24 protein-coding genes are annotated in these 26,261 nt (G+C 39.8%); 7 read left to right on the top strand and 17 right to left on the bottom strand.

All coding sequences use genetic code 11. The annotated features are described in order from the left end of the window. Nucleotides 1–30 precede the first annotated feature (30 nt). The 3 genes from VFC49_RS08550 to VFC49_RS08540 all read right to left on the bottom strand — a co-directional run bounded on the left by VFC49_RS08550 (nt 31) and on the right by VFC49_RS08540 (nt 1,067). Entirely contained in the window at nt 31–306 is a 276-nt protein-coding gene (locus VFC49_RS08550) for an elongation factor 1-beta (protein WP_013468318.1), read from the bottom strand. Between the two features lie 13 nt (nt 307–319). Further along, nucleotides 320–496 (bottom strand): zinc finger domain-containing protein, encoded by a 177-nt coding sequence (locus VFC49_RS08545; RefSeq protein WP_324735192.1) that lies wholly within the window; start codon nt 494–496, stop codon nt 320–322. A gap of 346 nt (nt 497–842) precedes the next feature. Next, on the bottom strand, nt 843–1,067 hold the full coding sequence (locus VFC49_RS08540; RefSeq protein WP_324735191.1) for a hypothetical protein: 225 nt from the start codon (nt 1,065–1,067) through the stop codon (nt 843–845). Between the two features lie 598 nt (nt 1,068–1,665). On the opposite strand from VFC49_RS08540, the gene guaB reads away from it, so the two are divergent. After that, the gene (gene guaB, locus VFC49_RS08535; protein WP_324735190.1) at nt 1,666–3,123 is read left to right on the top strand and encodes an IMP dehydrogenase; all 1,458 of its coding nucleotides are present in this window, start codon (nt 1,666–1,668) and stop codon (nt 3,121–3,123) included. A gap of 9 nt (nt 3,124–3,132) precedes the next feature. On the opposite strand, the gene purL is transcribed toward guaB, so the two are convergent. From purL to purD, 7 genes are all read right to left on the bottom strand, one after another. Next, nucleotides 3,133–5,274 carry a phosphoribosylformylglycinamidine synthase subunit PurL gene (purL, locus tag VFC49_RS08530; RefSeq protein ID WP_324735189.1) on the bottom strand — a complete coding sequence of 714 codons (2,142 nt, stop codon included), beginning with the start codon at nt 5,272–5,274 and terminating at the stop codon, nt 3,133–3,135. A gap of 123 nt (nt 5,275–5,397) precedes the next feature. Then, nucleotides 5,398–5,976 carry a hypothetical protein gene (locus tag VFC49_RS08525; protein WP_324735188.1) on the bottom strand — a complete coding sequence of 193 codons (579 nt, stop codon included), beginning with the start codon at nt 5,974–5,976 and terminating at the stop codon, nt 5,398–5,400. A 16-nt stretch (nt 5,977–5,992) separates the two neighbouring features. After that, a complete protein-coding gene (locus tag VFC49_RS08520) occupies nt 5,993–7,267 on the bottom strand; it encodes a hypothetical protein (RefSeq protein WP_324735187.1) in 1,275 nt (424 codons plus the stop codon). A gap of 236 nt (nt 7,268–7,503) precedes the next feature. Next, nucleotides 7,504–8,175, bottom strand: a complete 672-nt coding sequence (purQ, locus tag VFC49_RS08515) for a phosphoribosylformylglycinamidine synthase I (RefSeq protein ID WP_324735186.1) — start codon at nt 8,173–8,175, stop codon at nt 7,504–7,506. A gap of 1 nt (nt 8,176) precedes the next feature. Then, on the bottom strand, nt 8,177–8,422 hold the full coding sequence (gene purS, locus VFC49_RS08510) for a phosphoribosylformylglycinamidine synthase subunit PurS (RefSeq protein WP_324736707.1): 246 nt from the start codon (nt 8,420–8,422) through the stop codon (nt 8,177–8,179). A 10-nt stretch (nt 8,423–8,432) separates the two neighbouring features. After that, on the bottom strand, nt 8,433–9,572 hold the full coding sequence (locus tag VFC49_RS08505) for a formate--phosphoribosylaminoimidazolecarboxamide ligase family protein (protein ID WP_324736706.1): 1,140 nt from the start codon (nt 9,570–9,572) through the stop codon (nt 8,433–8,435). 2 nt (nt 9,573–9,574) lie between these two features. Further along, nucleotides 9,575–10,873 (bottom strand): phosphoribosylamine--glycine ligase, encoded by a 1,299-nt coding sequence (purD, locus tag VFC49_RS08500; RefSeq protein WP_324736705.1) that lies wholly within the window; start codon nt 10,871–10,873, stop codon nt 9,575–9,577. A 108-nt stretch (nt 10,874–10,981) separates the two neighbouring features. On the opposite strand from purD, the gene purE reads away from it, so the two are divergent. Beyond that, nucleotides 10,982–11,413 (top strand): 5-(carboxyamino)imidazole ribonucleotide mutase, encoded by a 432-nt coding sequence (purE, locus tag VFC49_RS08495; RefSeq protein ID WP_324735185.1) that lies wholly within the window; start codon nt 10,982–10,984, stop codon nt 11,411–11,413. Here purE and purT read toward each other — a convergent pair. Then, on the bottom strand, nt 11,410–12,699 hold the full coding sequence (gene purT / locus VFC49_RS08490; RefSeq protein ID WP_324735184.1) for a phosphoribosylglycinamide formyltransferase 2: 1,290 nt from the start codon (nt 12,697–12,699) through the stop codon (nt 11,410–11,412). The genes purE and purT overlap by 4 nt on opposite strands. Nucleotides 12,700–12,819: 120 nt before the next feature. On the opposite strand from purT, the gene purM reads away from it, so the two are divergent. Further along, complete coding sequence (purM, locus tag VFC49_RS08485) at nt 12,820–13,824, top strand: phosphoribosylformylglycinamidine cyclo-ligase (RefSeq protein ID WP_324735183.1); 1,005 nt, start codon at nt 12,820–12,822, stop codon at nt 13,822–13,824. 9 nt (nt 13,825–13,833) lie between these two features. Here the strand turns inward: purM and purC are convergent, their stop codons facing one another. Continuing rightward, a complete protein-coding gene (gene purC, locus VFC49_RS08480) occupies nt 13,834–14,523 on the bottom strand; it encodes a phosphoribosylaminoimidazolesuccinocarboxamide synthase (RefSeq protein ID WP_324736704.1) in 690 nt (229 codons plus the stop codon). Between the two features lie 154 nt (nt 14,524–14,677). Between purC and purF the strand changes: the two genes are divergently transcribed. From purF to VFC49_RS08460, 4 genes are all read left to right on the top strand, one after another. Then, nucleotides 14,678–16,006, top strand: coding sequence for an amidophosphoribosyltransferase (gene purF, locus VFC49_RS08475; RefSeq protein ID WP_324735182.1), 1,329 nt, complete (start codon nt 14,678–14,680; stop codon nt 16,004–16,006). Between the two features lie 82 nt (nt 16,007–16,088). Continuing rightward, a complete protein-coding gene (locus VFC49_RS08470) occupies nt 16,089–17,090 on the top strand; it encodes a formate--phosphoribosylaminoimidazolecarboxamide ligase (protein ID WP_324735181.1) in 1,002 nt (333 codons plus the stop codon). A 70-nt stretch (nt 17,091–17,160) separates the two neighbouring features. Further along, entirely contained in the window at nt 17,161–18,084 is a 924-nt protein-coding gene (guaA, locus tag VFC49_RS08465; RefSeq protein WP_420719629.1) for a glutamine-hydrolyzing GMP synthase, read from the top strand. A gap of 10 nt (nt 18,085–18,094) precedes the next feature. Then, complete coding sequence (locus VFC49_RS08460) at nt 18,095–18,661, top strand: GMP synthase subunit A (RefSeq protein WP_324735179.1); 567 nt, start codon at nt 18,095–18,097, stop codon at nt 18,659–18,661. 302 nt (nt 18,662–18,963) lie between these two features. Here the strand turns inward: VFC49_RS08460 and VFC49_RS08455 are convergent, their stop codons facing one another. Genes VFC49_RS08455 through VFC49_RS08435 form a run of 5 tightly spaced genes read right to left on the bottom strand, consistent with a single transcriptional unit; the run spans nt 18,964 to nt 26,193 of the window. Further along, complete coding sequence (locus VFC49_RS08455) at nt 18,964–19,731, bottom strand: DUF2101 family protein (protein ID WP_324735178.1); 768 nt, start codon at nt 19,729–19,731, stop codon at nt 18,964–18,966. 6 nt (nt 19,732–19,737) lie between these two features. Then, on the bottom strand, nt 19,738–22,236 hold the full coding sequence (locus VFC49_RS08450) for a DUF2341 domain-containing protein (protein ID WP_324735177.1): 2,499 nt from the start codon (nt 22,234–22,236) through the stop codon (nt 19,738–19,740). Further along, nucleotides 22,236–24,332, bottom strand: coding sequence for a TPM domain-containing protein (locus VFC49_RS08445; protein ID WP_324735176.1), 2,097 nt, complete (start codon nt 24,330–24,332; stop codon nt 22,236–22,238). Before VFC49_RS08445 ends, VFC49_RS08450 begins: the two co-directional genes overlap by 1 nt. After that, nucleotides 24,329–25,726, bottom strand: a complete 1,398-nt coding sequence (locus VFC49_RS08440; protein WP_324735175.1) for a hypothetical protein — start codon at nt 25,724–25,726, stop codon at nt 24,329–24,331. The genes VFC49_RS08445 and VFC49_RS08440 overlap by 4 nt, the downstream gene beginning before the upstream one ends. Then, nucleotides 25,723–26,193 carry a hypothetical protein gene (locus VFC49_RS08435; RefSeq protein WP_324735174.1) on the bottom strand — a complete coding sequence of 157 codons (471 nt, stop codon included), beginning with the start codon at nt 26,191–26,193 and terminating at the stop codon, nt 25,723–25,725. Before VFC49_RS08435 ends, VFC49_RS08440 begins: the two co-directional genes overlap by 4 nt. Nucleotides 26,194–26,261 lie beyond the last annotated feature (68 nt).

The raw sequence follows: 26,261 nt of genomic DNA, 5'->3' as shown, positions 1-26,261 counted from the left end.
GAATATCCTGTGGGGCATTTGCCCCATTTATCAAATTCTTGAGACGCTTTCTACCTCGGCACTCTCAACATCTTCAACCTTTCTGAATGCATCGGCAACTTCGTCAAGGGAGTATCCTTCCTCGTCCTTGGCAAGGACGTAAACTTTAAGAGCAACCAAACCGAATGCTATTGGCTCCCTTTCAATCTTAACGAAACCGTACTTCTCTGGTATTGCCTTCTTTATGTTCTCCTCAAGCTTATCCAGATCAACCTCTGGACTTGTGGGCATAACCTTAATAACACCAACAATGTTGAAATCGCTCATTTGAATCACCCCTTTATGGTCCTTCCCATCCGCACTTGGGGCACTTGTATGGTGCTCCCAATACGCGGCAGCTTTCACATCTCCAGATTATCTCCTCCCCACAGTTGGGGCAGATGAAGTGTGTCGCGTGCTCCCTTGGAGTTATCTCCTTTCCACATGACGTACAGACTGGTATCTTGACAGCTTCCATTTCCAACACCTCCAAGAAGCGGGGTTTTTAATCCCATTATCGTGAAGTTCCTTAGGCTGTTCATGGAGAGTATTTATAAACCTTTCTCTAACAAACTTCGAAAAAGCGAAGTTTGATCAAGGTTCGTGTATCCTTCTAAAAAAGCTGTTTGTAAAGTGTTTTCTCCATGATTGGCGTATTTTTGAAAGCTCACTACAACTGCGCTAACGTGCAAACTTATTCAAATCTCAAGAAAGAAAAAGCTTGTATGGAGATTGGTCAGCCCATGCGAGTGTCCTCATCTATCGGGCGAAATCTCCGTCATCATCCCAAGAATAATAGAAGGGAGGAAGGTTATAAACCTACCTCAACCATACACAATCTTAACGAGTTTCTCCCTATAGGACAAAACAGCCTCTATCTGCTCTTCATTAACCTTTTCTGACATGCTGATTTCTTTGTAAAGTCCCTCAAGCTCTTTCAAAAGCCTTTCAATTTCAAGCCTTGCATTTTCACTTGCGCCATTGAGCTTTGCTGCTTCACTCAAAAGTTTACCCCTCAAAAACGGTAGCACCTCAAACGGACGGCCCATAAACGCCCAATAAATTCCTTCTCTTAAAATTTCTCCCAAAATATCTGCTTCAGAATAGGCTTTTCTAATTTCTTTTCTAATTGGTTTCGTACTCCCCCCTTACCATGGAAATCACCGCTAAAGGATAAGCTGACTGTTTATTATACTTTTTGGCAAAGTTGTTGTCAAATATTTAATGAACCACGGAATAGGAGAGAGAGAAGACAAAAAATTGGAAGGAATGATGAGCATGATTGTCAGATTTTCATGCAAGTGCTAATAATGCTAAAACGATTGCGATTGGTGCTATGTGGGCAAGTATCATCTTTGTCTTGCTCATTGTCCTCACCTCGGGGAATGTTCATTCTTAGGCGCTGTCATGAGTTTATAAGCTTTACCTTTGTAAAGTTGTCAAACTGTGCAAAAACATTCGAGAAATTTCAAACATGCCAAAAAAATGTTGTTAAAAATTGCTTTGCATTGAAACTCGGACAGTTGATTTATTTTTCATGAATATACCATTTTCTGAGGGATTTCATGACATCATAAATACATATACAAAAACCTTAAAAACCCGTTGTCAGGTTTATGTTAAAAAGGAGATGGAGGACGGGAAAATATGGGCAAATTTGAACAAAAACTTGTTAATGCAATTAAGGGTTATACCTTTGATGATGTTCTTTTGATCCCCCAGGCAACTGAAGTTGAGCCCAAAGACGTCGATGTTTCCACTCAAATTACGCCGAACATAAAGCTCAATATCCCAATTCTGAGCGCAGCGATGGATACGGTTACAGAATGGGAGATGGCAGTAGCGATGGCAAGAGAAGGCGGTTTAGGCGTTATTCACAGGAACATGAGCATAGAAGAGCAGGTTGAGATGGTCAAAAAAGTCAAAAGGGCAGAGCGCTTTATAATTGAAGACGTCATCACCATAAGCCCAGAGGAAACCTTAGATTATGCACTATTTTTAATGGAGAAGCACGACATTGATGGACTGCCAGTTATCAAAGATGGAAAAGTTGTTGGAATAGTGTCTAAGAAAGACATTGCAACAAAAGAAGGGCAGAGAGTGAAAGACATCATGACTAAAGAAGTGATAACAGTTGAAGAGGACATAAGCGTTGAAGAGGCTATGAAAATAATGGTTGAGAACAGAATTGACAGATTACCAGTTGTAAACAAAAAAGGCAGACTTATTGGTCTAATAACGATGAGCGATCTTGTTTTGAGGAAAAAGTTCAAGAATGCTGTGAGGGATGAAAACGGAGACTTAATAGTCGCTGCAGCTGTTGGGCCTTTTGATCTGAAGAGAGCTTTGGCATTGGACAGGGCAGGGGTCGATGTCATAGTCATTGACACTGCCCATGCGCATAACCTTAAGGCAATAAAGTCCATGAAGGAGATTAGAGCTAAAGTTGATGCTGACTTGATAGTTGGAAACATTGCAAATCCAAAGGCAGTTGATGATTTAACCTTTGCAGACGCTGTTAAAGTTGGAATAGGACCAGGGAGCATATGCACAACAAGAGTAGTAGCTGGAGTTGGTGTTCCACAGATAACGGCAATAGCACTGATTTCAGACAGGGCAGGGGAATACGGAATTAAGGTCATTGCAGATGGGGGAATTAAATATTCAGGAGATATAGTGAAAGCCATTGCGGCTGGGGCTGATGCTGTAATGCTTGGGAATCTCTTAGCCGGAACAAAGGAAGCTCCGGGAAAAGAGGTAATTATCAACGGAAGGAAATACAAGCAGTACAGGGGAATGGGTTCTTTAGGGGCAATGATGAAAGGAGGAGCAGAGAGATATTATCAGAGAGGTCACATGAAGACAAGAAAGTTCGTCCCAGAGGGCGTTGAAGGGGTTGTTCCTTATAAGGGGAGTGTTGGCGAAGTTTTATACCAGCTCATTGGAGGCCTAAGAGCTGGAATGGGTTACGTTGGAGCAAAGAACATTCAAGAGCTGAAAGAAAAAGGAGAGTTTGTGATAATAACACACGCTGGACTCAAGGAAAGCCATCCACATGACATCTTCATAACGAACGAAGCACCAAACTATCCAGTCGGAAAATAAAAAGAAAAGTTACTCTCCAAGAAGCCTTGGAAGCGAACCGTAAATTTTTCTCCCTTCTTTTACACTTACCCTAATTACTTCGTCCCCATTGCTCTTAAACACCATTTCTCTGCCTCCAACTTCTCCTATAACTGCAAAGTCTTTAAACATTTCTTTGAGCTTTTCAAGGTTTTCTTCTTCAAAGCTGACTATAAATCTTGCTTGACTTTCTGAAAACAGCACTTCTAAGGGAGAGAGCTTTGCTTCCACTGGAACTTTACTTATGTCAACCTCAAATCCTACTCCACTTATTATTGCCATCTCAGCTAAAGCTATCGCCAAACCTCCCCTGCTTACGTCATGAACAGCTTTTACTAATCCATGCTCAATTGCCTTTAAGATGCCTTCAACGTTTTCTTTCTCCGCTTTTAAGTCAACTCTCGGAGCGATTCCACCTCCAATGCCGAAAACTCTATAGAGCTCACTTCCTCCCAATTCATTCTTTGTAACTCCAACAACGGCAATCAAATTACCTTCATCTTTAAAGTCCATGGTTGTAATGTGCTCAAGCTTGACCTTTCCTAAAGCCGCAACTACTGGAGTTGGCTTTATCGGTTTGTTGCCAACCTCATTGTAAAAGCTCACGTTACCGCTGACATAAGCTAATCCAAAAGCATTTGCCGCATCTCTGAGTCCTTTAATTGTCTCGATGAAGCTCCAATACACCTCAGGCCTCTCTGGGGAGGCAAAATTCAGGTTGTCAACTAAAGATAGAGGTTTAGCACCAACGGAAGCCAAGTTTCTCATAGCTTCAACCACACAAGCCATTGCTCCGTGATATGGATTCAAGTAGCTGTATGAAGGATTTCCATCGCTCACAAAAGCTAAGCCGTATTCATCGTTTATTTTCAGCACAGCGGCATCCAGACCGGGCTTTAAAACTGTCCTTCCTTGAACTTCATGGTCATACTGCCTGTAAACCCATTCTTTGCTTAATATGTTTGGGCTTGAGAGAACTTTAAGAAAAGCATCTTGTGGAGCGATTTCAGGAGTTCGGACATCTTTTTCAACACTATACGGCTTGGCATCCCATTCTATTATTGGAACTTCTGTGAGCAGATCAATTGGCAAATCAGCGACTTTTTCGCCATTCCAGTAAACAATGTATCTTGGCTCGTCTATTATCTCCCCAACAACTGTCCACTCAAGTTCATACTTTTCAAAAATCTTTGACATCTCTTCCAAATCTTCCTTTTTAACAGCAAAAAGCATCCTCTCTTGGCTCTCTGAAATCATTACCTCCATAGCATTCATATTAGGTTCTCTTTGTGGCACTCTATCTGCATAAATGACTGCACCAAACCCTTTCTTTCCAGCCATTTCTGAAGATGCACAAGTTAAGCCTCCGCCGCCTAAATCTTTGAGGGCTTTAACTTTACCAGTTTTCACTGCCTCAAGGGTTGCTTCAATTAAAAGTTTTTCAGTAAACGGATCCGGAATCTGCACAGCGGAGCGATCTTCCTCCTCAGCGTTTTCGCTCAGCTCTTCACTTGCAAAAGTCACTCCATGAATGCCGTCTCTTCCAGTTTTGTTCCCAACTAAAACCAAAAGCAGACCGCTCTCGGTTACGTAGCTGTGAACTAACTCATCGGGGTGCATTATGCCAATGCATGCAACATTCACCAATGTATAGCCGTCCAAGGTCTCATCAAACTCCGTTTCGCCGCCAACAGTAGGAACCCCTATCCTGTTGCCATAGTCAGCTATTCCCTTAACAACGTACTCGAAGAGATACCTATTGCGCTCTTTCTCCAATGGGCCAAAGCGTATTGGGTCGAGCAGAGCTATAGGACGAGCCCCCATACACAGTATATCCCTTACAATTCCGCCAACACCTGTTGCTGCCCCACCATAGGGCTCAACTGCACTTGGATGATTGTGACTTTCGATTCCAACGACTATTGCAATATTTTCGTCAAACTTTATAACTCCAGCATCCTCTCCGGGTCCTAAAATCACATGCTCGTTTTTAGTTGGTAAAAGTTTGAGCCACTTGCGGCTTGATTTATATGAGGCATGCTCGCTCCACATTACTTCAATCATGGCCTTTTCCACTTCATTAGGCTCTCTTCCAAGCTTTTCGCGGACAAATTCTTCCTCATGAGGGAACATTATAATCACCTCCCTTATTATCAGAAAAATGTAAAAAATTTAAAGCTTTTAAGGTTTATTTTAACATAAAAATGTTCAGAAACTTAGTGCTCTCTGCGAGAAGTTTCAGAAAAAGAAAAACACTCACCTTGTGGTATTGTTAAACGCCACTAGGTAAGTTTGGCACTTTTCTTGTATTTTTCCATTCTCCTGCAGGATTAAAGTGATATTGTTAAGTTTGAGTGTATTGTTCGTAAATTTGTTAACGTCTATTAGCGCTCTTTTTATAATTTTGAGCTGTCTCTCAGTTATGTCGTCCTCGATTATTATTGTAGCAAACCTCTCTAACATTTTCGCACAATCTAGTGTAGTGGTATTGATGTAGGGTTCGATTTCCTCACCAGGCTTAAGGATAGAGGTGACAGCTCTACTGTAGTAGGAGTGCAACATTTCCATGTGAAATGATGCTTTCATGAGATATCTTATCAGTGTGGCTTTTGAACACTTGCTAGCGTTGAGACATGCAAGAGCCCGTTCTGAGTTCTTTCGGAGCTCGGTTGTGTGAAGCCCAATATCCATAACAATGTCTTCCTTCTCCACTTTTTCCACAGCTTTACTTACTTCTTCAGATACTCTAATTGTGCATTTATGTTCCATTACTCCATAAAAGACCCCAAACAAAAGTAAAAGAGTAAGGAGGGGAAGAAAGTCTTCAGGCTTCATCTAAACATCACTTCTTTTAGTTAGTGTGGGTAACCCTTAAACTGCATTGAGTCTCTACATCAGCTACATGACTGGGATTTGAAGATGGGCCATAGTATACCGGTACGTTGTATAGTGCATAAAACTTTCTTGTAATGTCATATGAAGGACCATTATTGTATCGAATGACAATACCCTCTATTTGCAAGAACTGTCCAGGAACACCAATATTCAAATTATTGTAGGCTACAGCTAGGGTATTCTTCTCTTCTCCACCTTCAATGATTATTGGAGGAAAAGTTGGGCCTTGTGTTGCTTTAGTGGGTATTGGCGGAAGATTAAGTGCCCATGTTATTAAATCAGCCGCCCATTTAATAGCCCAACTAACTTCACTATATCCAAAGTTAACGATACTACCTGACACCCTGATTATTAAATCTTGTACTTCATTGGGACTATCCTTGTAAGGTACCGTTACCTTTATATCTATTGGCCGAGAAGGAGATCCCCGAATTTCAAATGCAGTATCCCCACTAATTTCCCGATAACTTGTACCGTAAGATACAATCCTTCCTTCATCTAAATTTTTAACAATTACCTTGTATTCATCTGTACTTTTTAGAATTGTTGGACCACAGAACTTAGCCTGTACTTTAATATAGTACGTTGTGGGTGAATTTGTTGGCCATGAGGATGTTATGTACACTGCTTTAGTGCTATAAGAGCATCTTTGCTGAACCCCGCCCATTAAGATAATCTCTTTGCCGGAGGCGATTTCATGAATGTTTATCTTAGGAGGTACAATTTTAAATGACCAGCTTATGTCATCTATTTTCTCTTTTGGTAATTTCATTTTTGAGAGCCTTTCTACTAATTGCTTATCCTCAAAAGACAATGCTATGATATTCTTCTTGCCAATTTCCTGCAGAAATATCCACACCGTCCCGTTCTTGTATATATTGCCCTGTAGTCCTATAATACCATTTTCTGTGTCCTTTGAGTCAAATAGAATAACATAACCGTCAAAGTACTCAGATTCAACAATCCTAATGTTTTTGCTTATTCTTCTAACCTTCAAGCCATAGAACAAAAAGCCAGTCAACTTATTGCCTTGTATTCTCAAAATGGCAAATGTCTTCCTAGCGTCTCTTAAGTCATCATTCATAGTGGGATTTGGATCGTAAATTCCTAAAACAAACTTAGTCACTGAAATTTTTGGTATAAAGCTTGGTTTTGCGTATACTGAGTTGCTGAGCGCTCCTCCAAACATTAATAAACTCAAAAGCAAAACAAATATTGCCCGACGCCTCATATCCCATCTCCCTTTTTCTTTTTACTAGAGTAACTCGGCAATACTTCATTGCCACTCTAGCATACTACTCTAAGTGGTTTTTAATATTTAAATTTTTCAGCTTTGTTATAGTATTATTTGATTTTTCAAAAAAAGTAAGTTATCAGAAAGCTCCCTTTAACAAATCTGCGATTTTTAATGAAGTAAACCTTAAAAAGCAATTAAAAAATTGAATGAAATTGAATAAAAATTAAAATTCACCTTTTAGCATGCTCCACCATAGATTTGAACACCTTTAGCCCGTCTTCACTTCCTAACCATCTGTCACTCGCTCTCTCTGGATGAGGCATCATTCCGAGAACGTTGCCATTCCCGTTGCTTATTCCCGCTATGTTGAAAATAGAACCATTGGGGTTTGATTCTTCGTTAATATTTCCATTCTCATCGCTGTATTGAAAGACTATCCTAACTTTGCTCAAATTATTGGTGTAATAATTGCCCTCAGCATGAGCTATTGGCATTCTAATGACTTCCCCTTCTTTGTAAAAGCTTGTAAAAGCTGTTTCAGTGTCTGCAACTCTAAGATGGACCCACTTGCACAGGAATCTTGGAATTTTGTTTGGTCTCAAAGCACCGGGCAAAAGCTTAGCTTCAGTTAGAATTTGAAAACCGTTGCATATTCCGAGCACTGGCTTTCCATCTTTAGCAAGCTCTTCAACCTCTTCCATTATCTCAGCTCTCGCACTTATCGCTCCAGCCCTTAGGTAATCAGCATAGCTAAAACCGCCAGGCAAAACAACACCATCAAAATCTTTCAAGCTTTCCTTATACCAAACTCTCTCTGCTTTTCCACCAGCTTTTTTAATTGCTTCAACTGTTTCAAAGTCACAGTTTGTCCCTGGAAACACTATAACAGCGAACTTTGGCATCTCACTCACCTAAGGGCTCGATTTGATACTCGTAGGTGTGGATAACTGGATTTGCAAGCAAGCGTTTGCACATCTCTTTGACATCCTTCTCTGGATTTTCACTCTCAAAAACGAGCTCAAAGTATTTCGGCACTTTTAAGTCTTCAATTTTGTAGCCCAAATTCTTCAAAGCCTTTCCAATTACCCTCCCTTCCGGATCGTTAAGCCCTTCCTTTAGGCGGACAATGATTTTTGCCTTATACTTCATGAGCATCACCTCACGTAACAACCTTCTCAAGCTCATCCAATTCAATAGCCCTCTTAATCTCAAGCGCAATTCTCCTTCCGGTGCTCATATCTTTCCTCCACAGTGCATTTCCGTAAGGATGACCCATAGCCATGTGGATATTTGTCCCTCCACCCGTTCTTGGGGCAACATCGTAGATGTAGAAGTTCAAATCTTTATCAAGAGCTGTTTGCAAAGTAAAAGGTCCAATTATTCCAGGCGAATAGTATTTTTGCGTCGCCTCAACATATTTTTCTGCCATGTCAAAGATCTTCTCAAGCAAAGACTCTCTCAAAGTCGAGCTTGTATGACCGCAGACAGTATATTCTGGCTCAAACTGATGCTCTGGCAAAGTCAATTGTTGATGAGCTGGCAACCTAACATGTCCATCTAAGCTTGTCTCGAAGCGCCAGTCAATACCTAAAAGCTCAATCTCCTGATCTATCGGAGAGTAAAAGAAGTCAAAATTAAACACTGGACCAATGATATAGCGCTCAATCCTCGCTTTGGCTAAGTCCTCCTCTGTGATTACACCAAGTTTTATCAGCTTCTCAGCCTTCTCTTTGAACTCTTTGTAGCTTGCAGCGGTGAAAAAACCGCGCTCAAGCCTTTTCTTTGCATGAGGGAGTTTAACTATTACAAGCTCGTTTATATCCTTTGGATCTTCAATTTTCTCTGGATAAGGCAAGCCAGCTTTTTCAAGGAGCCAGTAGTAGCTCTTCTCTTCACTTCTCTCTTCACTTCTGAGCAAATTACGGCTTCCAAAGAGCGGCACTAAAAAGTCGTTTTCAACATTATCAATGCCCGTATAGACAACAAACGAACGGTTTGGGATAAAGATGACGTTTCTCTTTCTGAGCTCTTCCTGAATCTCAACTATCTCAGCAAATTTTTCTAAAATTATTACCTCATCAATGAAACCCTTAGTCAAACCATCTTTTGTCCTCTTTTTCTTGAAGTAGTGAGCATAAGTTCTGTGTCTCCCTTTTTGGGAAACTATGAGTGTTTTAAAGCCTTCCTCTTTGGCTCCATCGGCTATATCCAAAGCTGAATGACTCCCAATTGCCCCAATGATTATGTTCTCCTTATTGTATTTTTCCAAAACCTCCAAAATCTGCTCTCTTGTAATCATGTTCATTCACCCCTAATCGCTTTCATAATCTCAATTCTCCTGTCTATGCTCTCTCTTGTTCCCACATCCTTGCGGTAGAATATTTCACCCTTGACGTGCTTTATTCCAGCCGAAGCAATTTTTTCTGCCTCTTCCAATGAATCAGCAATTCCAACAATTGCTAAAGCTCTTGAACCGAGAAGAGTTAGGTTCTCATCAATTGAAGCATAGTAAATCTTTGCTCCGCTTTCCAAAATTTTAGCTTCATCGACTTGGATTTGAACTCCTCTTACTGGATTCTCCGGATAGCCTTTTGGTGCAATGTACTTCACAACAACAGCTTTCTTTTCAAACTCCGCTTTCTTGAGATTTCCGTCGACTATTCCCTCAGCTATTTCAAGCAGAGGTGTTTCCAAAATCGGTAGAACGTTCATAGCCTCTGGATCACCAAAGCGGGCATTGTATTCAATGATTTTCGGTTCATCTTTGGCAAGCATGAATTGGCCGTAGAGAATCCCCTTATAAGGAGTTCCCTCTTTTCTCATAGCTTCAACAGTCTTTTTGAGCGTTTCAAGAGCTTTCTCATAGTCTTCTTTTGTAATAAACGGCAATAAATGATCTTTACACGAATAAGACCCCATGCCGCCAGTTATCGGTCCAACATCACTATCATAAGCATGTGGATAATCTTGAACCAAAGGCATTGGAATAACTCTCTTCCCATCCGTAAACACCTGAAATGTGAACTCCACACCATCCGTTCTCTCTTCAATCAAAACCTTTCCATCTTTTTTAATCAAATGCTCGGCATATTCTTTTGCTTCTTCATTGTCCTTAAGCTGGTAGCCAACTACTTTAACTCCCTTCCCACCTGTTAGTCCGAGGGGTTTAACTACAACAGGCTTTCCAAACTCGTCAATCCACCTTTCCATCTCCTTCACGTCATCAAAGACTTTGAAGAGCTTTCTTCCTGGAATTTTATGCTTTTCCATCAAAGCTCTTGCAAAGGCTTTGTTCGTCTCAAGCCGAGCAGCCTCTTTTGACGGCCCAACTGTTGGAATGCCATTCTCTTCCAAAAGGTTGACAATGCCTTTCTCTAAAGGGGCCTCTGGACCGATGAAAGCTAAATCAACATTCCACTTTAGAGCAAAATCTAAGACTTTCGTGACATCTGTCTCTTTTGCCAAACCGTAACATTCAGCTAACCTTTTAATGCCTGGATTAACATGCTTTGCAACTACATAAAGCTTAGCACCGCTTTTTACGAGGGCTTCGGAAATTGCACTTTCTCTACCACCAGCACCAACTAAAAGAACTTTCATAGTCTTCACCAAAAATTTGTTAAAATTTTCACTTTTTAAGCTTTATTTTAACATAAATATGTCGAAAACTTTATAAGCTTAAACACAGAAAAGCGAGCTGGTGGTAGAATGAGGGTGCTCGTAGTTATGGGCAGCAAAAGTGACTCCCACATAGCTGAAAAAGTCACAAAAGTGCTGGATGAATTTGGCGTTAGCTACGACGTTGAAGTTGCCTCCGCTCACAGAAACCCAAAGAAAGTTGAAGAGCTGGCAAAAAAAGACTACGACGTTTTCATAGCAATAGCTGGACTCAGCGCAGCTTTACCTGGAGTTATAGCCTCTTACACCACAAAACCTGTTATTGGTGTTCCTGTTTCGGCCAAGCTTGGCGGCTTAGATGCTCTTTTGAGCATAGCTCAGATGCCTCCTGGAGTTCCGGTTGCTGCGGTGGGAATAGACAATGGAAAAAATGCAGCTTTGCTCGCAATTGAGATTTTGGCACTAAAAGATGAAAGCTTAAAGAAAAAGCTCGAGGAGTACAGGGAAAGAATGAGAAGCTAAAGCAAGTGCTTCTCCTTTACGAACTCTTGGCTTTGCCATTCCCCACTTCTTGTTTTCAGCTCAATCATGTGAGCAACTTGCTCTGCCTTTCTCTTTGCAACTTTCACATCTCTGTCCCAAGCTAAAGCCACTCCTAATCTCCTTCCTTTGTACGCTGAAGGCTTTCCGAATAATCTCACAGTTGTATTCGGAATGTTCAGAGCCTTAAAGATACCTCTGAACTTTGGGGCATAACCTTCTTGATTTGCAAGAATGACGTGCGTTGCTGCTGGAGTTAGGATTGGGAATTTCCTAATACCGTTCTCTTCAATGGCTGGAATTGGCAGGCCTAAAACCGCTCTAACATGAAGACCGAACTCTGAGAATCCAGTCGGATGAGAGGCCAAAGTAACCATTCCAGTATCGTGAGGCCTTGGTGAAACTTCATTCGCCCATACTTTGTCGCCTTTAACGAACATCTCAACCCCGAATAAACCTAAGCCTCCAAGAACGTCTGTTATTTTCTTTGCAATTTCATAAACTTTTCTCTCGGCTTTCTCACTTATTTCAGCAGGCTGCCAGCTTGAGTGGTAGTCCCCTTTAATCTGATAATGCCCCACAGGTTTTGGAAAGGTGGTAACAACTTTGCCATTTTCATCTAAGTGCCTTACAGCCAATTCCGTTATCTCAACCTCAAAATCTATGTGCTCTTCAACTATTATCTTGTCAGCACTGCCACGAGCTTTCTTCTTTGCCTCTTCCCATGCCTTTGGAACATCTTCTGGACCCCTGACAAAATATGAACCCTTTCCGCTTGAGCTCATTATTGCCTTTGTGTGGCAGGGATAACCAATCTTTTCACATGCGTCGTAGAGCTCGTCTAAGGTTGTAGCATACATGTATCTTGATGTTGGAACTTTTGCTTCTTTAGCAAGTGTCTCCCTCGTTCTTTCCCTATGCATAGCGATCCAAGTTGCTTTTGCATTTGGAACAACAAAATAGCCTTCTTTTTCAAATTCAAAAAGTGCATCAAGGTTTATTGCTTCAATCTCTGGGATTATTGCATCGGGCTTTTCCCTCTCAACGACACTCCACAGGAAGTCTTTGTCTTTCATATTTCCAACATAACTTTTGTGAGCCACCTGCATGGCTGGGGCATTGGGATATCTATCCACCGCAATTACCTCAATTCCCAATCTTTGAGCCTCAATGGCTATTTCCTTTCCAAGCTCACCGCTTCCAAGGAGGAGAATCTTAACAGCAGAGTCTGTTAGAGGAGTTCCAATTTCATCTCTAATCTCAATCATTTGCATCACCCAAAATATTGACGTTGCTATGTTAAAATTGAGCATATATTTAAGCATTTTTAAACATAAAAATGACAAAATTTTTAAACTTATTTCCCCATTTTCCCTTGGTGATTCCAAATGCTCACATATGCACAAGCCGGGGTGGATGAAGAAAAAACACAAAGGACACTAAAGAGCATAATTTCACTCGCAAGAGCAACCTTCAAATTAAGAGAGGGAAAGATAGGAGTGCCTGCTAAAGATATCGGTCATTACGCTGCATTGATTGATTTTGAAAACTTCTATTTAGCGATGACCACTGATGGAGTGGGCACAAAAATTCTTGTGGCTGAAGCTGTCGGAAAGTTTGACACAATTGGAATTGATATGATCGCAATGAACGTAAACGACTTAATCTGTGTTGGAGCTGAGCCCATAGCTTTGGTTGACTACTTAGCTGTGAGGGAGCCTAATGATAGAATTTTCGAAGAAATAGCCAAAGGTCTCTACGAGGGAGCTAAACAAAGCGGAATTGCAATTGTAGGCGGTGAGACCGCTGTAATGCCCGATCTAATCAACGGATTTGACCTGGCGGGTACCGCTATTGGGATCGTTGAAAAGGGCAAAGTCATTACAGGAGAAAAAATTAAACCGGGAGATGTTGTCATCGGCATTGAAAGCTCTGGGATTCATTCCAATGGTTTAACATTAGCGAGAAAGCTTTTAATTCCAAAGTATGGGCTTGAATATGAGTTTGAAGGCAAAAAGCTGTGGGAGCATTTGCTTGAGCCAACGAGAATTTATGTAAAGCCGATTTTAGAGCTTTTGAAAAACGTTGAAGTTGGAGGATTGGCACACATAACTGGTGGAGGGCTTTTAAACTTAAAGAGGCTCACAAAATATGGGTTTTCCCTTGAAATGCCACCAATTAGTGGGATTTTTAAATTAATCTACGAAAATGGGGTTCCTTTAGAGGAAATGTTTAGGGTTTTTAATATGGGGATTGGTCTTGTTGTGATAGTTTCACAAGGAGATAAGGAGGAGGCATTGCAGATTCTCAACAAATATTATTTGAGCTATGAGATTGGAAAAATCATTAAAAAACCCAAAATAAAAATTGAAAACTACAAAATCATGTTCTAAAAAGCTAAATTAACCCATTATCCTTCTATAAATCTCCTCATATGCCGAAATCAAGTCTCCTTTATCAAAGCGAAAAACATCTTTATCTAAGCTTTTCTTTGTTTCTGCATCCCAAAATCTGCATGTATCCGGGCTAATTTCATCGGCTAAAACTATCTCCCCCTTAGCATTTTTGCCGAACTCAAGCTTAAAATCAACAAGCAGAATTCCCCTTTCTTTGAAGTATTCTCTGAGGACTCCATTTACTTTAAGTGCAATTTTCTCCATTTCTTTAATTTCTTCCTCGCTAACTCCAAGAATTTTAGCGTGATAATAGTTTATCATCGGATCTCCAAGCTCATCACTTTTATAATAAAGCTCAACAATTGGTTCTTTTAGCTCTGTTCCCTCTCTTAATGGAAGCCTTTTCTTCAAGCTACCGGCAACAATATTTCTAACAACAACTTCAATTGGGTACATTTCCAATTTTTCCACAATCAGCTTGTTGTCTCCAGCAATGCCAATGAAGTGTGTCTTAATACCATGCTCCTCTAAAAGCTTGAACATTTTTGCTGAAATCTGAGCATTTAGCCAACCTTTTCCTTTGAACTGTGCTTTTTTCTTACCATCAAAAGCTGTTGCATCGTCTTTAAACTCCATCAAATACTTTCCCTCATCCAAAGGTATCATTTTCTTGGCTTTTCCTTCATAAGCCTCCATAATCTTCACCAAGAATTTGTTAAAATTTATAATTTAAAAGCCTTTTTTAGACAAATTTCTGTCAAATGTAGGGCAAAGTTTTTAAGCATGTGAATGTAAAGTTCCAGTGGAAATAAAGCTCTCTTTAACTATTACTTGTTAAGACGGTGGTCATATGAGGGAGAAGTGTGGAGTATTTGCAGCAAAAACAGAGAATGCAAACCAAAAAGCATACTATGCACTTCTCGCTTTGCAACACAGGGGTCAAGAAAGTGCAGGAATCAGCGTTTGGAGGAATAAAATAAGAACATACAAGGGGCTGGGTCTTGTAGCTGAAGTTTTTAGGGGACACATTTTAAATAAGCTGAGATCAAATATCTCTATTGGACATGTAAGATACTCGACTTTTGGCGGATTAAATGAAGCTCATCCCCTTGAAGTTGAATGCTGTGGGAAAAGACTTGCCTTAGTTCATAATGGAACCCTGACTAATTATTTGACATTAAGAAGAAAGTATGAAGGAGAATTCAAATTCAAAACAAGCGTTGATAGTGAACTCCTGGGATTAATTTTTCTCAAAAACTATTCAGAGACAAAGGATGAATTTGAAGCCATGAGAATGCTTTTTAACGAAGTCAGAGGAGCGTATTCTTTGGCTTTTCTGTTTGATGGGAAAATCTTAGTTGCCAGAGACCCCTTAGGTTTCAGACCCTTAGCATTTGGAACTGGGGATGGATATTACTTCGCCTCTGAAGATTCAGCACTAAGAATGTTTGATGTCGAAACAAAAGATGTAAAGCCAGGAGAAGCCTTTGTTGTCTCAGATGATGTTGAAAATAGGGTTTTGACTAAGAAGAAGCATGCCCACTGTGTTTTTGAGTTTATTTATTTTGCTCGTCCAGACAGCGTTATTGAGGGGAGAACTGTTTACAAAGCAAGGGTTGAAATGGGAAAGCAATTGGCAAAAGAAGACAACATCACTGCAGATGTTGTCATAGCAGTCCCAGATTCAGGGAGAGCTGCAGCAATAGGCTATTCCACAGAAAGCGGAATTCCATATGAAGAAGGCTTAATAAAGAACAGATACATCGGTAGGACATTCATAATGCCAACTCAATTTGAGAGGAATTTTAAAGTTAGGCTCAAACTCTCTCCAGTTAAGGAAGTCATCAAGGATAAGAGGATAATTTTGATTGATGATTCGATTGTAAGAGGCACCACAATGAAAAGGATAGTTTCAATGCTTAAAAAAGCAGGAGCAAAAGAGATCCACGTCAGAATAGCATCGCCCCCGATAAGATATCCCTGCTATATGGGAATTGACATCCCAACACGACACGAACTTATTGCCTCTTGGAAGAGGATTGAGGAGATAGGAAAAGAGATTGGGGCAGATTCCTTAAGATATTTGAGCATCAAAGGATTAATAAAAGCAGTTGGATTGGATGATCTATGCTTAGCTTGTTTAAATGGCATTTATCCAAAATGGGCTTTTGAATTTTAAACCTGAAAGCTTTGTTTTTAGACATATTTTTGTTAAAATAAAACTTAAAAATATAAAATTTTAACATTTTCTTGGTGAGTAAATGAAGTGGAAGATAGCAACTTATGCCTCTCATTCGGCACTACAGATTTTAAAGGGTGCAAAGGATGAAGGATTCAAAACCATAGTCTTTGGAAGGGAGAGAGTCAAACCTCTATACACCAAATATTTTCCAGTTGCTGATGAGTATTTAATAGGAGAATGTCCCGAAGAAGAACTTTTTAAAAGAAATGCCATAGTAATTCCACACGGGTCTTTTGTTGCTCACCTCGGAATTGAGAAAGTTGAGAGCATGAAGGTTCCGTATTATGGGAATAAAACAGTCCTTAAGTGGGAAAGTGACAGGAAATTAGAGAGAAAATGGCTCGAAAAAGCAAAGCTAAAAATACCAAGAGTCTACAACGACCCCGACGATATTGACAAGCCTGTGATAGTCAAATTTCATGGAGCAAAAGGTGGAAAAGGTTATTTTTTAGCAAAAAACCCCGAAGATTTCTGGACAAAAGCTGAAAAAGTTGGAATCAAAAATAAAGAGCAGCTTAAGGAGGTTCAAATCCAAGAATACATAATTGGAGTTCCAGTATATCCACACTACTTCTACTCAAAGCTCAACGAGGAGCTCGAGCTTATGAGCATTGACAGAAGGTACGAAACAAACGTTGACGGAATTGGAAGGATTCCGGCAAGAGACCAGTTAGGTTTAAGCTTAGAGAACTCATATGTTGTCATAGGGAATATACCCATTGTCTTAAGAGAATCTCTCCTTATGGATGTTATCGAGATGGGTGAAAGAGTTGTTAAAGCCGCAGAAAAGCTTATGGGCGGTCTATGGGGACCTTTTTGCTTAGAGACAATTCTCACAGATGAGCTTGAATTTGTGGTGTTTGAAATCTCTGCAAGAATTGTCGCTGGAACAAATCCATTTGTTAACGGCTCCCCTTACACCTGGTTAAAGTACAAAAAGCCAATGAGCACTGGAAGGAGGATTGCAAGGGAGATAAAGCAAGCCATTGATGAGGATAAGCTCGATGAAATTTTAACATAAAAATGTCAATAAATTCATAGCATAAATTTATAAATTTGCTCTTTAATGTTAAAAGAAAAAGGTGATGCTCATGTGGGAAAGCTTCATCGAAGAAAAAGTTAGAGAAATTAGAGAGAAAGTTGGAGATGGAAAGGCGATAATAGCTTTATCTGGGGGAGTTGACAGCTCAACAGCAGCTATCTTAGCTCACAAAGCAATTGGAGATAAACTTTATGCTGTTTTTGTAAACACTGGATTTTTAAGGAAAGGAGAGCCAGAATTCGTGATAAAAACATTCAGAAATGAGTTTGGGTTAAACTTGATCTACGTTGATGCTCAAGAGCGCTTTTTCAATGCTTTGAAGGGTGTTACCGACCCGGAGCAGAAGAGAAAGATAATCGGAAAAGTTTTCATCGACGTATTTGAAGAAGTGGCCAAAGAAATAGATGCAAAGTTTTTGATTCAGGGAACAATTGCTCCAGACTGGATTGAGAGCAAAGGTAAGATAAAGAGCCACCACAACGTTGGCGGTCTTCCAGAGCGCTTAAATTTAAAGCTCATAGAACCTCTTCGTGATTTGTACAAAGATGAGGTTAGAGAAGTCGCCAAAGAACTTGGATTGCCAGAGAAAATCTATAATAGGATGCCTTTTCCAGGGCCGGGACTGGCTGTTAGGGTTTTAGGTGAAGTAACCCCCGAAAAAGTCGCTATTGTTAGAGAGGCAAACGCAATAGTTGAAGAGGAAATTGAAAAAGCTGGCTTAAAGCCTTGGCAGGCTTTTGCCGTGCTCTTAAATGTAAAGACTGTCGGAGTTCAGGGTGATATAAGGGCTTACAAAGAGACAATAGCCGTTAGAATCGTTGAGAGCTTAGATGGGATGACTGCAAACGCGATGAACGTTCCCTGGGAAGTTCTGCAGAGGATAGCCTTTAGGATTACAAGCGAAATCTCCCAAGTGGGTAGAGTTCTCTATGATATAACGAACAAGCCTCCTGCGACGATAGAGTTTGAGTGAGGGAGTGAAGATGATAATCATAATGGACAACCACGGACAATACGTTCACAGAATTTGGAGGACTTTACGGTATTTAGGCGTTGAGGCGAGGATAATACCAAATACAACCCCTCTTGAGGAAATTAAGGCAATGAAACCAAGGGGGATAATTTTTTCAGGAGGACCAAGCTTAGAAAGAACAGGTAATTGTGAAGCTATACTCAAAAATTATGAAGACTTCAATGTTCCCATTTTGGGAATTTGCCTCGGCCACCAGCTAATAGCAAAATATTTTGGCGGAAAAGTCGGGAGAGGAGAAAAAGCAGAATACAGCTTAGTTGAGGTCGAGATCTTAGAGGAAAATGACATCTTTAAGGGTTTACCGAGACGTTTAAATGTCTGGGAAAGTCATATGGATGAGGTAAAAAGACTGCCAAAGGATTTTGAGCTTTTAGCAAGGAGCGAGTTCTGTGAAGTTGAGGCAATGAAGCACAAAAGATTACTTATATATGGGGTTCAGTTCCATCCTGAAGTTGCACACACAGAAAAAGGAAGTGAAATATATAGAAACTTTGCTGAGCTTTGTGGCGAACTTTAATTTTCTTTTTAATCTACAATAGTAAAATAGAAAACTTTTTAAGGTTTCTATTCTTACTTTTTTTAAGAGTACTAATGAGGGTTTAAAATGGGTTATACCATCTACTACAAAATAACGTTTAAAGACAGAAGAAAAGCCATAGAAGTGATAAGACAGATTTTAGAAGAACTTGGCTTTACATTATACGAAAAAAATGAAGAGATACTAATAACTCCTCCAACTGATTCCGTAGAATTAATGAGAATTAAGGAAAATGAATGGCTCTCTGTAAAAACTTATAAGAAGCAGCCTTGGACCGGAATTTACAAGCTTTTGTTGCTTTCCCTGTCTTCTTTTGCTTCTGTTGAGGCTTTTGATGATGAAGGGTGGTCGCTTAAATAAACTTCAATTATCTTTATTGGTACTGCTCCCCTAAATGTCCTTTCCTCAACTAAAACTTTCACAATTCTTCCGATTTCAACATCAGGTACTTTATCAACCCAGTATTCTCCGGGCTTAACGTTTGCTCTGATGTCATCATGAACACTAATTTTCACAACATTTTCTTTAATATCCTCTATAACACCATAGGTCCAATCCCTGCCGTATTTTGATTTGAAATAAAATCTAAACATTAGAACTGCAACAAAAACAAAGACAAGGTAGCCCAACGAATAACGAATGTCTAAAGAAAATCTCTTCAAAAGCACATACCCAAAAAATGCAAAGAATCCTATGACGCTAATGGAATAATAAAATACCTGATACGGCTTATATTCAATAAAAAACTCTCTATATTTGCGGAATATTGCTCTTAGATATACAAAATATACCACCGTCAAAATAACTAAATATAACTCATTTGGCAGAAAAACCACAATTAGCAGAGCTAAGAACAGATAGAACAGAAAAGTCAACTGAAGTTTTAGAACTAACAATTCGTGAACTGTAACTTTCCTCTTTACAACTCTTCCCAAAAGTTTAAAGGCTGGAGGCTCCTCTTGAGGTTTTGGATTTATGAAGTCTCTTATCTTTTCCCATGCTGATTCTACAAACTCGCCCACTCTATAGAATAACTCTTCAAGATTCATTTGATTTCACCTCTGAAGTAAATCCTGAGCCCCCTGGACTCCAAATATGGCTACAGCTGTTTGATTATCTATGAAAAATGGCACACTGCTAAAATCTCCCTGAGAAGTAACTCCTTGGGAAACTCCCCACATCCTATAACCAGTTACTTTTGCTCCTCCTTTGAAGTAATACTTGAGGAAATAATAGTCAAAGCTCGTTTGCCCTTCCTCTATAGAGAGTCCCAGGGTATTGAAGAGATCAAAGAGCTTCTGATCATATGTAGGATCTGGTATCATGAAACTGACTAATCCAATTGGGTAATACTGACTCCCATACTTAACCCCAAGCTCATCCTGTAGCTGGTGAGCTAAGGCTTCATATGCGGCATGATTAATTGTGCTTCCCTCGAGTCTTTCAAAGAAAGATGGGGCATTGTAAATACCAAAATATCGCTGATCCATAATACAGTCTATAAAAGGTTGGACATCATATGCTCTTGCACTTGATATTGTTGTAGCCGTTGTTGTGGATGAGGGTTTTGTCTCCACCAAGTCCGCAAGAGATGTTGTAGACCAGTAAAAAGTTATGCCATTAAATGGATCTTCCAGAAGGGTTGAATCAATGGTATACTTCCTAATTGCAATAAAGTCATAAGTTGCCCGTCTCCAAGTTCTTTCACTGTCAATTACAAGATACAAATAGTTTAAAGGTTCCACCCAGTACCTACTCCCCAAGTCGTCATTGGACCTGGAATCAGTTACATCATTAAATTTGGCGTCTTTGTAATATACAAGATACGGTTTCAATAATGCCTCGTATACATGATACGTACTTATGGGATACCTCCCTATTGTGTAAGATTCAAAATTCCACCAAGGTCTATGAATGGCCAATCCATCTCCACTATTAGTCGTGTCATCTGTAAACAAAAGAACATTTCCATCGTAATCTTGTACGCCAATTCCCGCATCCCAGTCTGCATATTCTCCCTCTGCTTTCATTCTAAACCTAACTGCAAATCCCCCATACAATCCCAATGCCAGCTGGGTTCTCAATGCAAATATGCTATTTCCACCGTTTATTGTTAGTTCTCCATTTGCCTGAGAATATGGTTGATTTCTTGATACTGCAACCCACTTGTTGGTCCAAGGTCTACTGAAGTCATCAAAAAACTCAAAAACACTATCCCCATCTCCCTTTGTTGGTGATGTTTCATTGCCAAAATACAGCTCTATTTTCAACTGACCTCCAGCAGGAATAGAAGCACGTATCCATATGAGGGCAGTTTCACTGACTGGATCCCAATATTCAATCCAAAATGGGATAGGATTGCAATTTGTGTCATATATCGCAATTGAAGCATTTGTGTTGTAGGGATCCCCTCCATATGTATTGAGAGTATTTGTAAATATAAAATTAAGCAATTGGGATGTAAATCCCTTCGAGGTGCTCAACAGAAGAGGTATTTGATAGTCAACAAGATCTACTCCCACATTGTTTTGAATTGTAAGGTTAAGCCGATAATTAAGAATAGAACACCAACCTGTGGCTGTTCCTGTTCCACCCGCTCCGCTTACATTTCCAAAGACCAACACGCCCATATCTCCTTCATTGAAAACCTCTAAGGGAGAAGTTCTTCTTCCATTTAATGTGGTGTTAAAAACAATAGGTTCGGTGACATTCTGTTCTGGATCATTTAACAAAACATATGCCGCTGCTCCTGTTCCGGGATAATAATCTCCAAAGTATATTCTATCTGGATCAACCGTTCTTGAAAACTCTTCCACAAAAGGATTGACTGTACTGCTACCATTCCCCTCTAAAACTTTAATTGGCTTATCTAAAAGCTCTGGAAAAGAATATGGACATGCCCTAATTGATCTGTAATATCTACCACCAGTCATTGCAGAAAATATAGGATCTTCAAGATTCTGAATATCAACTATTGAATAAATATAACCTCCATTACTTGGGATCGCTCCGGTATAAACTATCCTGCCTGAGACATCCCGTATTGTTATGTTGGGTATCCTGGCTTTTATAACTACCCTGAAGGAGTCCAAAGGAGCAACTGTAATCTCCATAGAGTTCAGTATTTCATCAATAGAGGGGCTGATGTTAAATCCCTGATCCCTTAAATCAGCACTGATGTTGAGGAGCCATCTTCTAAGACTCTGTCCCCTCATAACTCTATTTGGATCGTAGCCAATTAAACTTGGAGATGTGCCCTCAAGAATTAAATCCCTTATCGTATTGTTTACCATATAAGTTGGAGAAACAAAGTTTCCTGTCACAGATACATAATCAATGATCGTGATAATTGCCCTTTTTCCAGAAATTTCCAGAGCTTTTTGAAAATCTAACTCCAAAAAAGAGGCAACTCTATACGTTCTTTCGGCTTGGGTTCTTACACTCTGAGCTTGAATAACTTGAGAGGAAACATCCTCATAAGTAGCTAAAAGCAGAAGCAAGGGTATCAGAAGCAAGAGGACTGCAGAATTTAAGAAAAAACCTCTCCTCTTCATTATTGCTCCCTCCATACTCTTAGGGTTATTGTGATAGGTTTGAATAGCCCGGGTATCTCTCCCATCGAGGCAAATGCTATCTTAACACCCTCAGGTAAGTCCACATCTATCGGATTATTTTGAGATCCATCGTATGGGGGTGTTTTCCAGTCATCTGGATTTACATCGTTGATATAGTTGAGATTATTGAAAAGCCTTAGTATCGCATCGTCAACAGCATACCTTTCAGGATCCAGATCATCAACTGTAATCGGCTTATAAGGAGGGTCTCCGATCAATATTTGTCGCTGATAAGTACTTGAACCATCATAATACCAATATGTGAGGTTATATCCTTTATATCGGGGATATCCTTGGAGAAGCTGGGGAAATACATCCCCATAACCAGCATATCCTTCTATGAAATAGTTAACAACCCCCCTACTTTCTCCCTCTCTGAATCCAAACTGATAAGCATCGGTACTGTATGCCCTGAATGTATTTGTACGGCCAGGAACCATCATGGTGTCAGTTAATCGGGTGTATGCTACCCTTATCAAATATATGTCTGGGTAATAGTCGTAGAACGTATAACCATTTTCAGAAAGCGTCATGGTAGCGTCTGGAGTAAATGTTGTAAACTGAATAGCAGTCCATATATCCACGTACCATGGTTTCGCATTTTCTGGAAGAGTATAATCAAATGTCATCTCGGCACATCTAACGCCATAGCATGGCCCGTTGTATGTAATGTCATTATAATCAATAAAAATTGACAGAGGTATCGAATATTGAGTTACCAGAACCCGTGGAATGTACTTAATCTCTATTCTGGAAGCTCCATATCCATAGAGTATTCTTCTCCTGGGAGTAGTGTCGTACACAAATCTCCTTTGAGATTCATCCCACCAAGAGTCAAGCGCTATTATCAGCTTGAAATAGGTTCTACTCAGATTCTCATATGTAAATCCATAAGATGCTAAGGCAGACACGATTTCAGAGTTTGTTATATCAACTATCTGCCTGCCTGTGGTGGGAACAGTTTTGTGAACAAGCTCATAGTGATATGACCCATAGCTATAATAAATCCTTATATCTCTTACTCCCTCAGTTTCCAAGTGAATATTTATCTCCGTTATGTTCCCTGGTACGAAAAGAGCATTTAAATAGTAGATTCCCGTTCTGTCACTCTCAAGCTGATATAACTCACCATATCTCGTGGCGGGATCTTCTACACTTAGACTATTTGTTGTATAATCTGCAAAGAGAGTTGAACCGCTTCCGAATCCCATTTCGTAACAATACCAAGATGCCGGTGTAAAGGTGGCTTCCAAAACGTTTAATCCCCCGTGTAAGATATTAGTTATGTCAGAAGTTCCCAATGGGAGTGTCACATTATTTAGCTCGAAGTAGGAATATTGAGCAGAAGTCCTTGCAACCAGTCTAATGTCTGCATTATTAATCGAAGCATCATCAGGCAAACGAATTGGAGCTTCCACTCTAAACGTGTTAGATACTCCACAGTACGCCAAAACCCTTTGTATGCCAATTATTTCCTGCCTTCTGTATGTAGCCTTTGTCAGGTACGCCCTTGCCATATACCCTCTCGGAGTCTGATTGTAAGCATAGCCGCTTAAAATAAGGGTAGCAGGAGATATGTTTGGGACCCTTGAGGAGTTACTCCCAGTTTTTCTCAAATATGGGCTCGTATAGTTGTTTATCATAAGCTCATAGTTATATCCCCTCAAAGTTCTGTTGAGAACATACCCTAAAATTATCTCAGCTTTATGTCTTAGATTTGCAGAGGGATATATAAGTTCAGTTGCCCAATATGTCGATACAATATCCAGCGGTGACATATCTGGAGAAACAAGGGTGGTATTCAGAGTCCCGTCAGCAAGCCATTCTTGGATTTTTTGTGGAGGTACGAGTTCTTTTAAACTGGTACTTCTTAAAAGGGTTAGTGTATCCTCCGCTATGTACTTTTCTTGCTCTCTCATATACGTCGTGTATGTACCGACATTATTCTCTATGACAGCTACCGTGGACACAAATATCATTATCAAAAGCAGTGACAGTAAGGCATCCAATGTTAATACAAATCCCCGCCTTCTCATTTCTCATCCCACACCCAAAGCTTTAGTCTACATGACTCTACCCTTGGCTCCAGTATAACTCCCAAGTTCCAAGTAATATTGATAAAAAGTTCAGTTCCTTCAAAAGATGTTATGTAAAGCTCCGCTATGTTAACCTCCGGAAAGATATCCTTCAATGGTATCATAACATTTCCCTTTAAGCCAGAATATTTCTTCACTATTGTGCCGTTCTCGACAATTACAGCTTCAGTTATGTTTCCGGATTTATATGCAAATATACCAACAACAGAATCTCCATTTACAGCCAAAAATGATGCATTCGCCTCAGTACCTATCAACGTCACGTTCAAATAGGCATAGTTGGGTATTTCAAGCTTCAATTTTCCTATTATTATGGGTTCCACTCCACTGAAAACTGAAGTTAATGTTAGGTTGCTTTTATAAATCTTCTTCACCATTGATAGTGATCTTTCTGCGACTTCAACCCATTGAGAATTATTCATCGAACTCAGGGCATCATTATATGTATACAGAGTGCCGTTTGGAGCATAAATTGTACCATTTATCATAATTATTCTAAGGGATGGTTCTGTTACATTGGAAACGGGAGTAAAATCATATGTTAAGTTGACATCTTGAGGAGCATAAGCCTTAACTTGAACATAAACCCTTCCAATTCCAGTGAACTGAAGCTGGCATGTTGCTGCATTGTATCTTAACTGTAGGTTTGATCCCACATCAATAACCTCAACAGTTACAACCGCGTTGGGAGGAATTGTTCCTAAAAGACTCCCTCTGGAATATACATAAACTGTTTCAAGAGGTATAAATTCAACAACGTCACCAGGAGTTAAATCGAGTAGGATGTTTCCAGCAGATGATGAGAGAGGTTCTCCATTAAGTGTTACAGAACCACAAACAACATCAAAAGGCGAATTTCCACTATCTGAAAGCCTAAAATTAACATTGTTATTCGGTGCTCCAACAATAATATATATCCCAGTGATTGGAAATCCACTTGTGCTAATTGAATATTTTCTGAGATATATCTCAAACATAAAATCTTTTCCAGAGCTTAGATTTCTTAAGCTATCTATAACTGATGGATCTCCATCTTGAATTCTTTCTTTAAGCCCCAATATTTTGTTATAAGCCAGAGACGGAGGATAATTGGGAGAAACTAAACCAAGAACCCTAATTGGGGTATTAGTGATATCCCAATCCTTAGGATACCCCGGACTTTTTGTCAGGATATCCAGCATGTTATTAGCAATGTTTGCTCTGTCATACCATTCAACCAAATTCGTGATTTCAGCTTTTATCATATCATTTGTATTTATAACTACCCCAACGACCATAACGACAATTACAAGTGAAAGCAGTGCATCTATGGATAGGAGCTGACCTCTCCTCATCCCTCTACCCTCACAGCAATATTCACTGCAGTATCCCCATAAAACAATGTCCCATTTGAGAGAATTAAGTTTGTTGTCATATTTAAGTCTCTCACTATAAAGTTCTCAACTGCGGATGCCAAGGTCTCATTATTTATAGCAGAGTAGGGGGTCGTTAAGACAACGGTAATCGTTATAGTATTATTAGTTTGTGAAGTTTCAATTCTAAGAACTCTTAAATTTGGATTAAGCCCATTCAATGTTTCAAGAGCAGAATTCAAAGGTGAGTATCTCGGATCATCTGTTAACACGCCCATATTTAAATAATCACATGCACGAGAAGCTGAAGCTCTAACGTAAGAGACAATTGTCATATCCCTATTCTCCTCAAAATAAGATGGAACAACTAATGCAATTCCAATCAGTATTATACTCGCAATAAACATCATCTCAAGGGCAGTTTGGGCTTTATTTTTCGACCTTAACATAGAGCATCCCTTCAGTTGTGTTGTAATAAGCAGTAATCCAGAATTCTTCACTGCTGGTTAAGTTCACA

Source organism: Thermococcus sp. SY098, assembly GCF_035621495.1.
Taxonomy (GTDB): Archaea; Methanobacteriota_B; Thermococci; order Thermococcales; family Thermococcaceae; genus Thermococcus_B.
Note: the sequence above shows the minus strand (reverse complement) of the source record. Positions and strands in the feature narration are given on the sequence as shown.

Bases quoted from the DNA above. Each gene is read 5' to 3' on its own strand.
- VFC49_RS08550 (WP_013468318.1), bottom strand. From the start codon at position 306: ATGAGCGATTTCAACATTGTTGGTGTTATTAAGGTTATGCCCACAAGT.
- VFC49_RS08545 (WP_324735192.1), bottom strand. From the start codon at position 496: ATGGAAGCTGTCAAGATACCAGTCTGTACGTCATGTGGAAAGGAGATA.
- VFC49_RS08540 (WP_324735191.1), bottom strand. From the start codon at position 1,067: ATGGGCCGTCCGTTTGAGGTGCTACCGTTTTTGAGGGGTAAACTTTTG.
- guaB (WP_324735190.1), top strand. From the start codon at position 1,666: ATGGGCAAATTTGAACAAAAACTTGTTAATGCAATTAAGGGTTATACC.
- purL (WP_324735189.1), bottom strand. From the start codon at position 5,274: ATGTTCCCTCATGAGGAAGAATTTGTCCGCGAAAAGCTTGGAAGAGAG.
- VFC49_RS08525 (WP_324735188.1), bottom strand. From the start codon at position 5,976: ATGAAGCCTGAAGACTTTCTTCCCCTCCTTACTCTTTTACTTTTGTTT.
- VFC49_RS08520 (WP_324735187.1), bottom strand. From the start codon at position 7,267: ATGAGGCGTCGGGCAATATTTGTTTTGCTTTTGAGTTTATTAATGTTT.
- purQ (WP_324735186.1), bottom strand. From the start codon at position 8,175: ATGCCAAAGTTCGCTGTTATAGTGTTTCCAGGGACAAACTGTGACTTT.
- purS (WP_324736707.1), bottom strand. From the start codon at position 8,422: ATGAAGTATAAGGCAAAAATCATTGTCCGCCTAAAGGAAGGGCTTAAC.
- VFC49_RS08505 (WP_324736706.1), bottom strand. From the start codon at position 9,572: ATGATTACAAGAGAGCAGATTTTGGAGGTTTTGGAAAAATACAATAAG.
- purD (WP_324736705.1), bottom strand. From the start codon at position 10,873: ATGAAAGTTCTTTTAGTTGGTGCTGGTGGTAGAGAAAGTGCAATTTCC.
- purE (WP_324735185.1), top strand. From the start codon at position 10,982: ATGAGGGTGCTCGTAGTTATGGGCAGCAAAAGTGACTCCCACATAGCT.
- purT (WP_324735184.1), bottom strand. From the start codon at position 12,699: ATGATTGAGATTAGAGATGAAATTGGAACTCCTCTAACAGACTCTGCT.
- purM (WP_324735183.1), top strand. From the start codon at position 12,820: ATGCTCACATATGCACAAGCCGGGGTGGATGAAGAAAAAACACAAAGG.
- purC (WP_324736704.1), bottom strand. From the start codon at position 14,523: ATGGAGGCTTATGAAGGAAAAGCCAAGAAAATGATACCTTTGGATGAG.
- purF (WP_324735182.1), top strand. From the start codon at position 14,678: ATGAGGGAGAAGTGTGGAGTATTTGCAGCAAAAACAGAGAATGCAAAC.
- VFC49_RS08470 (WP_324735181.1), top strand. From the start codon at position 16,089: ATGAAGTGGAAGATAGCAACTTATGCCTCTCATTCGGCACTACAGATT.
- guaA (WP_420719629.1), top strand. From the start codon at position 17,161: ATGTGGGAAAGCTTCATCGAAGAAAAAGTTAGAGAAATTAGAGAGAAA.
- VFC49_RS08460 (WP_324735179.1), top strand. From the start codon at position 18,095: ATGATAATCATAATGGACAACCACGGACAATACGTTCACAGAATTTGG.
- VFC49_RS08455 (WP_324735178.1), bottom strand. From the start codon at position 19,731: ATGAATCTTGAAGAGTTATTCTATAGAGTGGGCGAGTTTGTAGAATCA.
- VFC49_RS08450 (WP_324735177.1), bottom strand. From the start codon at position 22,236: ATGAAGAGGAGAGGTTTTTTCTTAAATTCTGCAGTCCTCTTGCTTCTG.
- VFC49_RS08445 (WP_324735176.1), bottom strand. From the start codon at position 24,332: ATGAGAAGGCGGGGATTTGTATTAACATTGGATGCCTTACTGTCACTG.
- VFC49_RS08440 (WP_324735175.1), bottom strand. From the start codon at position 25,726: ATGAGGAGAGGTCAGCTCCTATCCATAGATGCACTGCTTTCACTTGTA.
- VFC49_RS08435 (WP_324735174.1), bottom strand. From the start codon at position 26,193: ATGTTAAGGTCGAAAAATAAAGCCCAAACTGCCCTTGAGATGATGTTT.